The following is a 13871-nucleotide window of genomic DNA, read 5'->3' on the forward strand; positions in this document are numbered from 1 at the left end:
TTATCCTCGCCTGTCTTTGTCTAACGCACCGGAGATTCCCTCATAATGAAGCCGCCGCTCCTGCTGATAGGGCAGGGCTCACAAGATGACGCCTACGCCGCGGAGTTCGGCAGGTTCGTACACCGGCTGCGTTGCCGGCTGGACCAGACGGGCGCCGACGTGTCCGGTGGCTACCTGGAACGTGCCTCTCCGCGGCTGAGCGACTCCGTCGCCTCCCTCGTCGCCAAGGGGCACCACCGGCTCGTGGCGCTGCCGATGAGCCTCAGCAGGATGAGCGAGGAGTTCCCGGCCGCGATGGAGCTGGAGCAGAAGCGGCATCCGACGCTCATGTACGACTACGGCCGTCCCCTCGGCCCCGACCCGCGCGTGCTGGGGCTGCTGGCCGAGCGGCTGAACGAGGCCGCCGCCGAGATCTCCAAGCCGCGTGCCCTGGAGCTCGTGGGAGCCAGGCCCCGGCTCCGCGCGGTCGACTCCCTGCCCGTCGAGGACCACCCCGTGCACATCGAGCCCGGCGAGACGGCGGTCGTGCTGGTCGGCGAGGGCTCGACGGACGCGACCGCCAACGCCGAGATCCACCGGGTCTCCCGGCTGTTCTGGGAGACGTACGCCTACGACTTCATGACCGTCGAGACCGCGTTCGTGTCGGTCACCCCGCCCGGGGTGCCCGGCGGGCTCGAGCGCTGCCGCCGTCTCGGGGCCAAGCGCGTGATCGTGGTGCCGTACCTGCTGTTCGCGGGCGGCATGCTGGAGCGCGTGTGGGCCCAGGCGCTGGCGTACGGCGCGGGACACCCCGATCTCGACATCCGGTGCGCCGAGGTGATCGGCGACTGTGAGACCCTGGCCGACGTCGTGATCGACCGATATGAGGAAGCGCTCCAACTCGTCCCGTAAGTGGAGGTTTGCCGTGCTCGCTGAGACGCTCGCCGCGATCCGTCCCGCGGATCCTCGAGCCATCGCCGAGGCCCGCGCGTACCAGGACCGCCTCACCAAGCCCCGCGGCTCGCTGGGCGCGCTCGAGGAGATCGCGGTACGCCTCGCGGGCGCCGCGGGCGCCACCCCGCCGCCCATGCCCGAGCCCGCGGCGCTGGCCATCTTCGCCGCCGACCACGGCGTGCACGCGCGTGGCGTCACCCCGTGGCCGCAGGAGGTCACGGTGCAGATGGTGGCCAACTTCCTGTCCGGCGGCGCGGTCGCCAACGCCTTCGCCGCCCAGGCAGGCGTGTCCGTGACGGTCGTGGACGTGGGCGTCGCCGCCGACCTGCCCGGCGCGCCCAACCTGGTCAACCACAAGATCGCGTACGGCACCGCCGACCTGTCCGAGGGCCCCGCGATGAGCGTCGACCAGGCGGTGAGGGCGCTGGAGGCGGGGATCGGCGTGGCCCGCGACCTGGTGGCGTCGGGAGCCCGGTGCCTGATCACCGGCGACATGGGCATCGCGAACACCACCGCCTCCGCCGCCCTGATCGCCGTCTTCGCCGGCCGTGACCCGGCCGAGGTGACCGGCAGGGGCACCGGGATCGACGACGAGACGTTCGACCGCAAGGTGGGCATCGTCCGCGAGGCCCTGCGCACGAACGGCCTGTCGGGGGCCCTGGCCACGCCCAGCGACGCCCTGCGTGCCCTGGCGGCGGTCGGCGGGTTCGAGCACGCGGCCATCGTGGGCTTCATCCTGGGCGGCGCCGCCGCCCGCGTGCCGGTGATCCTCGACGGCGTGATCGCCGGTGCCGCCGCCCTCGTGGCCGCCGTGCTGGACCCCGCCGCGCTCGACCACTGCATCGCCGGCCACCGCTCGGCCGAGCCCGGCCACACCGCCGCGCTCGCCCACCTCGGGCTCCGCCCGCTGGTGGACCTGGAACTGCGGCTGGGGGAGGGCACGGGCGGCCTGCTGGCGTATCCGGTGGTCTGCGCGGCCGTACGGGTGATGCACGACGTGGCGACGTTCGATTCGGCGGGAGTGACCGAAAAGACCGTGTGATGATGGAGGGACTGGAGGTGAGCGGTGTCCCGTTACGGCCCCATGTACGGCCCTGACATCACGTTCCTGGGCGTGGACCGGTGCGACGTCAACGATCCGGCCTCCTACGAGGACGCCGACGTGGTGATCGTCGGCGCCCCCTTCGACGGGGGCACCAGCAACCGCCCCGGCGCCAGGTTCGGCCCGATGGCGCTGCGCCAGGCCTGCTACCTGCCGCACGACGGCTCCAGGCCCAGCCTGGCGCTGCGCGTGGACGCCCTGCGCGACCTGCGGGTGCTGGACGCCGGTGACGTCGAGTGCTACTCGGGCGACGTCGAGGGCTCGCTGGCCGCGATCGAGGAGGCGGTGCACCGCGTGGCCGCCTCCGGGGCGATCCCGCTGGTGCTCGGAGGCGACCACACGGTGGCGCTGCCGGACGCCCGCGGCACCGCGAGGGCGTACGCGCCCGGCCGTACGTCGATGATCCACTTCGACGCGCACGCCGACACCGGGAACATCGAGTTCGGCCACCTCTACGGGCACGGCCAGCCGATGCGGCGGCTCATCGAGTCTGAGGCCATCCGGGGTGACAGGTTCCTGCAGATCGGGCTGCGCGGCTACTGGCCCGAGCCGGAGACGCTGAGCTGGATGGCCGCTCAGAACATGCGTTCGTACGAGATGACGGAGATCGTGGCCCGTGGGCTGGAAGAGTGCCTGACGGAGTCGTTCGCGATCGCGCTCGACGAATGCGACCAGATCTTCCTGTCCGTCGACATCGACGTCTGCGACCCCGGCCACGCTCCCGGCACCGGCACGCCCGAGCCCGGGGGACTGACCGCCAGGCAGTTGCTCGATGCCGTTCGCCGCATCTGTTACGAACTGCCCGTGGCCGGAATGGAGGTGGTCGAGGTGGCGCCGCCGTACGACCACGCGGACATCACCGCCTACCTGGGAAACCGGGTTATCCTTGAAGCGCTTTCAGCGATGGCCAGACGCCGGAAGGACGCTCAGGGCGGGCCTCGCTGGGACCCGCGGCAGCCCCTTCTCGACGGTCGTTGACCAGTGCGCAGCAAATGACGCTTCCGGAGCCGGTAGGTTTACGTCCTAACACAGAACCATCGCGAACGGGAGATTCCCCCCATGGGCCCCTACCTCCTCGGCCTGCGGCTTTCCGGCCGCCGGGTCCTCGTCGTGGGCGGCGGGCGCGTCGCACAGCGGCGGGTTCCCGCGCTGCTAGAGGCCGGTGCGGAGGTCACGATCGTGTCGCCGAGTGTGACGCCGGCGCTCGACGACCTGATCGCCGCCGGCAGGGTCACCTGGCACGACCGGCCGTACGAGGTCGGCGACTGCGACGGTGCCTGGCTCGTACAGGCCTGCACCGACGACAGATCCGTCAACACGGCGATCGCCGCCGAGGCGGAGGCCAAACGCGTGTGGTGCGTGCGGGCCGACGACAAGGACGCCTCGGCCGCCTGGACGCCCGCCACCGGGCGCGTCGACGAGATCAACGTCGCCGTCACCGCGGGCGGTGACCCGCGCAGGGCCGCCGGCATCAGAGACGCGGTCGTGGAAGCTCTGCGCGACGGCACGGTCGACGCCCGGCGCAACCGCACCAAACCGGTCGGCGTGGCGCTCGTCGGCGGCGGCCCCGGCGATCCCGGCCTCATCACCGTGCGGGGGCGGCAGCTCCTCGCGCAGGCCGACGTGGTGGTCGCCGACCGGCTCGCGCCCCGGGCCCTGCTCGACGAGCTGGCCCCCGACGTCGAGCTGATCGACGCCGCCAAGGTCCCCTACGGCCGCTCGCTCTCCCAGGAGACCATCAACGAGCTGCTCGTGGATCGAGCCAGACAGGGCAAGTTCGTGGTCCGGCTCAAGGGCGGCGACCCGTTCGTGTTCGGGCGCGGCGGCGAGGAGATGATCGCCTGCGCCCGGTCCGGCATCCCCGTGCTGGTGGTCCCCGGCATCACCAGCGCCGTGGCGGTGCCCGGCTCAGCCGGGGTGCCGGTGACGCATCGGGGCGTCAGCCAGGAGTTCCACGTGATCTCCGTGCACGTCGCACCCGACGACCCCAAGTCCACCGTCGACTGGCCCGCCCTGGCCCGTTCCCAGGGCACGCTGGTGCTGATGATGGCCGTCGAGCGGCTGGCGAAGGTGGCAGAAGCGCTCATCCGAGACGGACGTCCCCCGGAGACTCCCGCAATGGTGGTACAGGACGGTACCCTTCCGACCCAGCGGGCGGTCACCGCTTCCCTTTCCACCGTGGCCGACCGCGTGTCCGCGGCTGGGATCCGGCCGCCGGCGATCGTCATCGTCGGCGACGTCGTGAGGGTCGGCCAGGAGGTCGAGATGGTTCGAGCGGAGCGCTTGCCGTGAACACGGCCATGGATGATGGGCGGCAGGAGTCACCGGGAGAGCAGACGTTGAGCTTTCGCCCGGTGGGTGACGAGGACCTGACAGAGGTCCAGGGCGACGACGCCTTCGATGCCTTCGGCACGAAGAAGAAGGCGCGGAAGAAGCCCGCGGCTCCCGAGCCATCGGCTCCGGGGGAGCGGGAGGCCGCCGCGGCTTCCACGGGGCCACCGGCGCCGGAGGAGCCCGCCGAGGCGGTTACGGCTGACGACGACGTGCCTGAGGAGGCCGGCGATCCCGTGGAGCGGCCTTCCCTCTTCGTGAAGCCCGCCGCGCTCGGCGGTCCAGGGCCTCGCAAGGCGCCGCCCGTACCCCCGTCTGACGGCGAGCCCTCCTTCGCGGCCTTCGCCACGGAGGACTCGTCCGACGAGGAGCCCGAGCCGTCGTCGCTGGACGGGCCGGCGTCACTCGAGGAGCAGACTCAGGACGACGTGGCGACGGAGGACGACGAGCCTCAGGACGCCGAGCCGGGCGATGAGCAGCCTCACGGCGTGGAGACGGCCTCCGGGCAACCCCAGGACGTGAAGTCGGCCTCGGGGGAGCCTCAGGACGGGGAGCCGGCCTCCGGGGAGCCTCAGGGCGCGCAGGCGGCCGGTGAGGAGTCGCAGGCCGAGCCGGCGATCGATGAGCCTTCTCGGGCCAGCGAGCCTTCTCAGGCCGGCGAGCATTCTCAGGCCGACGGGGCGGATGGCGACGAGCTGCCGCAGCCCGAGCCGGCGGATGGCGACGAGCCGGAGGCCGAGCGGCAGCCCCGCGATGGCGATGAGCTTCGTGATCGCGAAGAGCCGCAGGACGGCGACGAGCCCCGTGACGGCGCGGAGTCGCAAGATGGCCAGGCGCCGCAGGATGGCCAGGAGTCACAGGGGAGCCAGGAGCCGGCGAAGGGCGAGAAGCCCGGAGGCGGCGCGGCGACCGGGGAGAAGTCGGGCCGCGGCGAGGCGCTGCCCGCCGAGGCCGCCAAGGCGCTCACGGCGGCGCTCGGCACGCTCCGGGAGAGCGTCGCGGACCTGCGCTTCGGCCTCGACCTGCCCGGCGCGGACGAGGCCAGGCAGACGCAGGCCGAGCTGCTGGCCCAGCTGGAGGGCTACGTGCTCCCCCGGGTCAGGACCAGCGCCGCCCCGGCCCTGATCGTGGTCGCGGGCTCCACCGGCGCGGGCAAGTCCACCCTGGTCAACACGCTGGCCGAGAAGAACGTCTCGCGCACCGGCGTACGCCGCCCGACCACCGGCACCCCCGTGCTGGTCTGCCACCCGGAGGACCGGAAGTGGTTCGCGGAGGGGGAGCTGCTCGCCAGCCTCCAGCGGCTCGACAAGCCCGCCCCGGAAGCCGGGGCGCGGAGCATGGTCGTCGTCGCGACGGAGAAGCTCCCGCAGGGCGTCGCGCTGCTCGACACCCCCGACATCGACTCGGTCGTCGAGGAGCACCACGAGGTCGCCCACCGCATGCTCGACGCCGCCGACCTGTGGATCTTCGTGACCACAGCGGCCCGCTACGCCGACGCCCCCGCCTGGAACCTGCTGAAGCTGGCCAAGGAGCGCGGCGCCCGGCTCGCGATCGTGCTGTCGCGGGTGCAGCCCCGGTCGACTGAGGTGGTTCTGAAGCATTTCGTACGGATGCTCACCGAATACGGCCTGGGCGAGATCGACAGGTTCGTCATCAACGAGGCGAAGGTCACCGACGGCCGGCTGCCCGACAGCGAGGTCACCGACCTGCGGCTCTGGCTGGCCGAGCTGTCGGTCGACGAGGAGCGCAGGGCCCAGGCCGTGCGCGAGACGCTCAACGGCGTGCTCAACAGCTTCCGCACCCGCGTACCCGCGCTGGCCAGGCACCTGGAGGGGCAGGTCGCGTTCAGGACGGAGCTGCGCAGCGACGTGGAGGCGGCCTTCCGGGGCGCACTCGGCGAGGTCGACAAGGCGTCGAAGAACGGCTCGCTGCTGCACGGTGAGGTGCTGGCCCGCTGGCAGGACTTCGCGGGCTCCGGCGACCTCGTGCGCTCGCTCCAGGTGCGCAAACGCGGCCGGTCGGACAAGCACGCGCCGGAACGGGTGCTGGCGTTCAAGGCGGCGATCCGGGCCGGGCTCGAGGCCGTGATCGTCGCCGCCGCCAACCGCGCCACCGAGGAGGTGGTCGCGCGCTGGCGGCACCGTTCCGAGCTGGGCGCCACGCTCGGTGAGGGCCTCGACAGGCCCTCCGACAATCTCGTACGTCACGCCGGTCGCGCCATCGCGTCGTGGCAGGAGCACCTGAGCGAGCTCGTACGCACCGACGGCGTGGCCAAGCGGTCGGTGTCGAAGCTGGTGTCGTTCGATCCCGACTCGCTCTCGTTGATCTTCACGGTCGCGATGTTCAGCGGGACCAACGGCGAAGGGGTGCCGCACCGGCTGGTCAACGCGCTGCTCGGCGCGGAGTCCCTGCGTGGCATCGGGGCCAAGGCGCTCAGCGATTTGCGGGCCAGGATCGGCATGCTGTTCGACGAGGAATCCATGCGTTACGTGCAAGCCCTCGACACCGCGGGCATTCCGGACGAGTCCGTGGCGACTCGCCTCTACCAGGCGACGTACAACCTCGAGGTCGCCCGATGACCACCATGGCAACCAGGCCCGGGCTGGCTCCGCGGTTGTCCGCGCTCACCAAGGTGGTGGAGCACGGCCCCGGGCGGCTGGACAAGAAGCTGCTCACCGAGGCCAACACGCTGCTGACGCAGGCCGGAGACCGGCTCAAGCTGTCCTCCGAGCACACCGTCGTCGCGCTGGCCGGCGGCACGGGCAGCGGCAAGTCGTCGCTGTTCAACGCCATCTCGGGGCTGGAGCTGTCGCCCACCGGCGTGCGCCGGCCGACCACCGCCCGTACGCACGCGTGCGTGTGGGGGCTGGAGGGCGCGGGCCCGCTGCTCGACTGGCTGCAGATCCAGTGGCGGCACCGCTTCTCCCGGGCCAGCGCGCTCGACAAGGGCGACAGCCAGCTCCACGGGCTGATCCTGCTCGACCTGCCCGACCACGACTCGATCAGGGCCCTCACCGACACCGAGGCCGACCGGCTCATCGGCCTGGCCGACCTGGTGGTGTGGGTGCTCGACCCGCAGAAGTACGCTGACGCGTCCACGCACCGCCGCTACGTGACGGAGCTGGCCGGGCATGAAGCGGTGACCGTGTTCGCACTCAACCAGGCCGACAGGCTCACCAAGGAAGAGCTGGCCGAGCTGGTCATCGACCTCAACGACCTGCTGCGCCGCGAGGGCGTCGAGCATCCCAGCGTCGTACCCACCTCCGCGGTCACGGGCCGCGGCATCGAGAGCCTCAGGAGCGTCATCGCGACCGCGGTGGCCCGCAGGCGCGCCGCCATCCAGAAGCTGGAGGCCGACCTGCACCGGCTGGAGCAGCGCCTCAGCAAGGCCATGCCGCTGGGCGAGGCCCTGTCGGCGCCGTCCTCGGTCGACGAGGCCCGCCGGATGGGGCTCACGGACGCGCTGTGCGACGCGGTGGGCGTACCGGCCGTGGGTGAGGCCATGGAGAACGTCTACGCCGAGCGGTCGAGCCACTGGGTGGGCTGGCCGTACCCGCGGTGGTTCTCGAAGTTCCGCTCGGACCCGCTCAGGAGCCTGCGCCTGCAGGACCTGGGGGAGGAGATCCGCGGCATCACGACCGGCTCGGTGAGCGCGCAGTCGGCCGAGGTCGCCAACGCCGTACAGGCACTCGCCGACGGGTTGTCCGGGGGGATGCACCCGGTATGGCGCACCGGGGTCCACCAGGCGGCCCGCTCCCGCTCCAGCCAGCTCCCGCAGGCCCTCACCGAGGACCTGACGGAGATCGCGCCGCAGCTCGACCGCGTACCCGGGTGGTGGCGCGCGCTCAAGGTGTGGCAGTACGTCCTGGTGGTCGCCTTCGTCGCCGGCCTGGCCTGGCTGGCCGCGGGCCTGCTGATGCCGGGACAGCTTCCTCCGGCCCTGGAACTGCTGGGCGACAGCGCGACGCTGCCGTGGGTGGGGCTGATGATGGCGTCGGTGCTGGGCCTGGGAGCACTGTCGGGCATCGCCTCCCGAAACTTCGTGGAACTAGGGGCTTCGCGGGAGCGGGAGCGCCTGGAGCGCGAGATGCGCCGTCGCGTGGCCGCCGTGTCGACCACGATGGTCGTGGAGCCGGTCGAACGCGAACTGACCCGCCACCACGCCTTCTACACAGCCCTACGCGACCTGTCCCCCTGACCCTCCCCCGCCCCAACACACCTTCCACACCTCCGCCGGCCAGGGCCCGCCCCGCTCCCGTCCTATGACCATCCGGACCCGCGTCCCACGGCCATCCGGACCCGCGTCCCACGGCCGTTCGAGACCGGGTGCCACAGTCATTCGGGGTCGTGTCCCACGGTCGTTCAAGCCTGCGTGCTACGCCCGTTCAAGCCCGAGTCCCATGGCCGTTCGGGCCCGCGCCCTACGGCTGTTCGGGGTCGCGTGCGGCAGCCGTTCGAGTCTGGGTGCTATGCCCGCTTGGGGCCGCGTCCTAGAGCCGTTCAGGCTTGCGTGCTATGCCCGTTCGGGCCTGCGTCTCATGGCCGTTCGGGCTCCGTGGTACGCGCGTTCGGGTCCGAGTCCCACGGCCGTTCGGGCTTGCGTGTTATGCCCGTTCGGATCTGCGTTACTCCCGTTCGGGCCTGCGTCCCATGGCCGTCCAGGCTCCGTGCTACGCCCGTTCGGGGCCGAGTTCCACGGCCGTTCGGGTCCGCGTGCGGCAGCCGTTCGGGTCCCCGTGCAATGCCCGCTTAAAGCCCCGTCCCACAGCCGCCTTCGGGCTTGCGTGCTGCGGCCGGATGCGTCGGCGAATCATGGCCCTCGACGCGCTTGCGCACTGTGGCCAGATGCGTTCGCCAGCCACAGCCCTGATCTTCGACACTCGCCTGCCACGGCTGGCCGTGCCTGCGCCCGTCCTACGGCCTTTTGCGCCCGCTCGCTGTGGTCAGATGCAGCTGCGAGCACCGCCAGCCGGCACCTTCGTGCACCACCAGCCGGCACCTTCGTGCACCGTTAACCGGCACCTTCGAGCTTCGGTCAGATGGCCCGCGTCCTACGGTCATTTGTGCCGGCACCAACGGCTCGATACGCCGACAGCCCTTTAGCATCCCGTAGGTCGGGCGGGCTGACACCTTCACCGTAAGCAGCTTCCCCACGGCAGATAACCACCAACAGCCTCCCCTCACGCAAAAGCCCCATTGCCCCTACAGACGCCTCACCGCCAACAGCCCTCTCATCCACAGCCTCAACTCATACAGCCCCGCTCATCCACAGAACCCCGTTCCAGAGCTCGTGCCCAAGCCCATCCCCGGCACCCTGATCCCAGATCGCGGGCAGCCGGCCCGCCGCATGGGAGGCACGGGATGAACGACATTTACATCACACTCACCGGCAACGTCGCAGCAGAGCCGAGGCAGTACAGCTTCGATGACGGCAGCAGGGTCACCTCGCTGAAGGTGTTCTCCTCACACCGCTACTTCGACAAGAAGGCGGGGCAATGGGTGGACGGTGACAGGGTGTGTTTCACGGTCCGCTGCTGGCGTACCTTGGGCGACAACGTCGCCTCCTCCATCCGGGCAGGACACCCTGTGGTGGTCTCCGGCAAGCTGCGCATCCGCGAGTTCGGCCCGGAAGGTGACCGCCGCTTCGTGCCCGAGATAGAGGCCAGCGCGGTCGGGCACGACCTGCGCTGGGGCACCGGCGTCTTCGCCAAGCCGGACCGTTCCGGAATCACCTCGATGAGCAAGGAGATGCGCGACCGCCTGGACGAGGAGACCCGCGACTGGGCCATGGGCACCCGCAGCTTCCGAAACCTCCCCCGCTCCGGCTCCACCCCCGAACCCACCCCCTTCCACACCCTGAGCATCGACCGCGACTTCCCCAGCCCTTCGGGATCGGACGACGCGGCACACACCCAGGAGCCCGAGGCCGACACCCTGCGATCAGGAGAAGGCACCAGCCCCGCAGACTCCTCAGAGGGTGAGGACAACATCATGCGCTCCGCAGGGGAGGCGAGCGGCAAGAGGCGCACCCCGAGCACGGGAGACCACACGGTCCGCTTCCTGGGCCCCGAGACCGACGAGGCGACGAGCAAGGTGGGCGTCGACGAGGAAGACGGCGACGCCGAAGAGCCCGTGCTGGAGGAACGAGCCGCGGCGTAGGAGCACACGAAGGGGCACCGCGCGGCCAACCGGTGCCCCACACGCCCAAAGGGGCGGACCCAACTGAGAAGTCGACCGTTTGCGGTGTCACCGGTGTCCCTCACGCCCGGGGGAGCGGACCCGGCGGTGAGGTCGACGGTTTGCGGTGTCACCGGTGTCCCTCACGCCCGAGGGGACGGACCCGGCGGTGAGGTCGACGGTTTGCGGCGCCCACCGGTGCCCTTCACGCCCGAGGGCGGACGCTGACCGGCCAACGCGGCGCTTCCCATTGCACATGCGGACGCCACGGCCGGGACGGCAAGACGCCGCAGCACCAGCGCCATCGAGCGCAGGCGCGGAAGGGAAGGCGGAAGGGAAGAAGACCCCTCGAACGGACAGCATCGAGGCAGCCGGTCCTCAGAAAGGGGGAGCGGAAGGCGAGGGCTTCTCGAAGGGATGGCGCGACTGGAGAATCCGAGGACGAGCGACTCCCGAAGCGCGAGCCACGAGGCAGTAACCGCAGAAGGCGAGGTCTGCGTGAGCGGAGCTGCGGCAGGAGACGTCCGCGCTAGTGGAGCTGCTGCGACAGAAGCCATAGGGGGCGATACCTGGTGAGCGGAGTGGCGGCTGCAGCGACAGAGGGAAAGCCTTCGCGAGTGAGTTGCGACGGCAGTAACCGGAGAAGGACAGCGCCTTGGCATATGCCGAGGCCATGGCCGCGATAGGAGAAAACCGGGACGCGGTTATCGGAGCGAGAAATGCAACGGGGAAGGGCACTGGAGAGTCAGGCGAGCGAAGAGGGAGCAGGCGAAGCCTGAGGTGTGTAGGGGAACGGCGTGGTAAAGGGGAAAGCTGACGCGAAGGGGAGAACTGAGGCGACGGGAAAGTTGAGGTCTAAGGGGAAGATGAGGTGGAGGGGAAGAAACTGAGGCGAACAGGAAAGCTGAGGTCTAAGGGGAAGATGAGGTGGAGGACTGAGGCGAACAGGAAAGCTGAGGTATAGGGGGAAGCTGAGGTGGAGGGGAAGGAGGGGGGAGGGGGCACCGGCCGTGGCCCGTTTGACTGGCACCCCCGAGGGCGGCCGATGGTGTGTTGTCCGCGGCAGATGGCTAGAGCATCTGTCAGGTCCAGGTCACGCCCCGCACCATGGCTGCTCCTTTCCGGCACGGCTGTCCAACACGACCCACTCGCGGCATGAGCAGGTGTGTGTAGTCAGTGCCAACGTATCCGTTCCCATCGCACATCGCACACTCCGCAATTATTGTGTTACACATCGTTAGTTAGAGAGGAGACGAGATGGCGGCGACCAGTCACGCCTCGATCGGGTCTCGCGACGGTGTGTCAACTTTGGCCGGCCGCTGGCCGTTGCTCGGGCAACGTCGCCCGCTCGTGATCTATTTGTGTGCGATCGTCGCTCTCGACCTTGCCGCGATCATGGTGTTCGCGGTGACCACCGTCTTCCAATGGTGGGACCTGGTCACGTTCAGTGCTCTCATGGCGTGCGGCGCGGTCTGCATCGAGGCCAGTCGGCGGCTGGGCATGCCCGCCGGCGTCTCGCGAGACCTGCTGTCGGCGTGGTGGCTGCCGGTTGCGCTGCTTCTGCCGCCGCTTTACGCCATTTTCGCGCCGATCGTCCTGCAGATTCTGCTCCAGGTACGCGTGCGCGCGACCGTTCTCTACCGGCGGGTGTTCAGCGCGGCCGCCATCGGTCTGGCCGGGTGCGCGGCGTCCGTCACGTTTCACTGGGTGATCGAGGACCCGTGGGTGCTGTCGCTCGGGAGCGGACCGCCGATCCTTTGCGCGGTCGGGGCGGCTGTGCTGTTCTCCCTGCTCAACATCGCTCTCATCGCCATCGCCGCCCACACCGCAGACCCTGACATGCCGTGGCGGGAGGTCCTGTGGGACAGGGAGAGCGTGCTGCTGGACATCGTCGAGCTCTGCCTGGGCGTGACGGTCTCGATCTGCTGCGGACTCAACCTGGCCCTGCTGATCCTGACGCTGCCGCCGGTGGTGCTGTTGCAGCGCAGCCTCCTCCACGCCCAGCTCCAGGCCGCAGCCCGTACAGACGCCAAGACAGGCCTGCTGAACGCCGCCGCCTGGCAGCGCGAGGCCGACACCGAAATCGTCCGGGCCCGCCGGACGGGCGAAACCCTGGCGCTCCTGATCATCGACATCGATCACTTCAAACGGGTCAACGACGCCTACGGACATCTGGTCGGTGATCAGGTGCTGGTGGGGGTGGCGTCCACGTTGCGCAGCCAGCTGCGGGACTACGACGTTGTGGGGCGGTTCGGGGGCGAGGAGTTCGTGGTCCTCCTGCCTGGCGCCGACATCCACGAGGCCCGCCAGGTGGCCGAACGCCTCCGCACCCGCATCGGTCACATGGCCATCCCCGTCGACGACGCCCTGGTCAGGGTGACCATTTCGACGGGGGTCGCGTTGATGAGCGTGCACGGGGACGACCTGATCGACCTGCTGGCGGCCGCTGACCTGGCGCTTTACCGGGCGAAGGAGCTGGGGCGGGACCGTGTCTGCATTCCCGTCGTCCAATCACCCCCTCCTCCACGCTCCCTCCCCAGCGACGATCACAACTCCTGACCTACTGAGCTCCACCGGGTTGGCCGCCGGCTCCGCTTGGGATGCCGGTTCGGCGGCTCCATCCACCCCACTGGGATGGCTGCTGGCTGTGGCTGCGATGCCAGTCCAGCGCCCCCATCCGCCCCACTAGGTTGGCTGCCCGGTTCGGCGGCCCCATTCGCCCCACTGGGTTGGCTGCTGGCTCTGGCTGCGATGCCGGTTCAGCGCCCCCATCCGCCCACTAGGTTGGCTGCCGCTGCGAGGCCGTTCGGCGGCCCCATTCGCCCCACTGGGTTGGCTGCCGGCTGTGGCTGCGGTGCCGGTTCAGCGGCCCCATCCGCCGCTCGGCATTGGCGGCAGCGGGGAAAGCGCATGCTGCGTACCGCAGCGCGCCATGCCCAGCACTGGAACTTCGATATCGGCCCGATCGAGCAGTTTCGCCGCGTACGCGAGGTGCTTCATTCCCCCTGCGCTGATGTGGGGCGGGACCCGTCCGGCATCCGGTTTTCCTGTCAGGTGCGCCACGGCTTCTCCTGTCAGGTGCGCCACGACGGCGACCCGGCCGCGACGGCCACCTGCACACCGCCTGGAACCCGGTGTTGGGCCCTCGCCCCTGATGCCTTCGGTGCGGCGGGCTCCTGGATCGAGGCCAAGCCGTTCCTGCTCAGAGGCCGCCGCGCGCGTTCGCCGAAGCCGGAGCAGACCTCGCGATCGTCTACCTGCGACCGCCCAGCCACCCATCGGTGCCGTCCCTGACGGTGGAAGCCCTGGAGGCGAGCTGGCACCACAG

Annotated in this window: 9 protein-coding genes; 8 read left to right on the forward strand and 1 reads right to left on the reverse strand. The window is 70.3% G+C overall.

Annotated features, from left to right (window positions below):
- Positions 1 to 45 precede the first annotated feature (45 nt).
- The 8 genes from ACWEPL_RS42140 (at position 46) to ACWEPL_RS42175 (ending at position 13102) form a co-directional block, all read left to right on the forward strand.
- Complete coding sequence (locus ACWEPL_RS42140; RefSeq protein ID WP_355200155.1) at positions 46 to 891, forward strand: sirohydrochlorin chelatase; 846 nt, start codon at positions 46 to 48, stop codon at positions 889 to 891.
- A 13-nt stretch (positions 892 to 904) separates the two neighbouring features.
- Complete coding sequence (gene cobT / locus ACWEPL_RS42145) at positions 905 to 1975, forward strand: nicotinate-nucleotide--dimethylbenzimidazole phosphoribosyltransferase (protein WP_452439482.1); 1071 nt, start codon at positions 905 to 907, stop codon at positions 1973 to 1975.
- A 24-nt stretch (positions 1976 to 1999) separates the two neighbouring features.
- Positions 2000 to 3013 (forward strand): agmatinase, encoded by a 1014-nt coding sequence (gene speB, locus ACWEPL_RS42150; protein WP_363980807.1) that lies wholly within the window; start codon positions 2000 to 2002, stop codon positions 3011 to 3013.
- Between the two features lie 81 nt (positions 3014 to 3094).
- Positions 3095 to 4327: a uroporphyrinogen-III C-methyltransferase gene (cobA, locus tag ACWEPL_RS42155; protein WP_350731616.1), complete on the forward strand. Its 1233-nt coding sequence runs from the start codon at positions 3095 to 3097 to the stop codon at positions 4325 to 4327.
- 47 nt (positions 4328 to 4374) lie between these two features.
- Positions 4375 to 6945 carry a dynamin family protein gene (locus ACWEPL_RS42160; RefSeq protein WP_452439483.1) on the forward strand — a complete coding sequence of 857 codons (2571 nt, stop codon included), beginning with the start codon at positions 4375 to 4377 and terminating at the stop codon, positions 6943 to 6945.
- Entirely contained in the window at positions 6942 to 8564 is a 1623-nt protein-coding gene (locus tag ACWEPL_RS42165; protein WP_363980800.1) for a GTP-binding protein, read from the forward strand. The genes ACWEPL_RS42160 and ACWEPL_RS42165 overlap by 4 nt, the downstream gene beginning before the upstream one ends.
- Positions 8565 to 9727: 1163 nt before the next feature.
- Positions 9728 to 10525 (forward strand): single-stranded DNA-binding protein, encoded by a 798-nt coding sequence (locus ACWEPL_RS42170; protein WP_452439484.1) that lies wholly within the window; start codon positions 9728 to 9730, stop codon positions 10523 to 10525.
- A 1368-nt stretch (positions 10526 to 11893) separates the two neighbouring features.
- Complete coding sequence (locus ACWEPL_RS42175; protein WP_350731609.1) at positions 11894 to 13102, forward strand: GGDEF domain-containing protein; 1209 nt, start codon at positions 11894 to 11896, stop codon at positions 13100 to 13102.
- A gap of 303 nt (positions 13103 to 13405) precedes the next feature.
- Here ACWEPL_RS42175 and ACWEPL_RS42180 read toward each other — a convergent pair whose 3' ends face one another.
- Positions 13406 to 13606 carry a hypothetical protein gene (locus ACWEPL_RS42180; RefSeq protein WP_452439485.1) on the reverse strand — a complete coding sequence of 67 codons (201 nt, stop codon included), beginning with the start codon at positions 13604 to 13606 and terminating at the stop codon, positions 13406 to 13408.
- Between the last annotated feature and the right edge of the window lie 265 nt (positions 13607 to 13871).

This window comes from Nonomuraea sp. NPDC004186, from assembly GCF_053603495.1.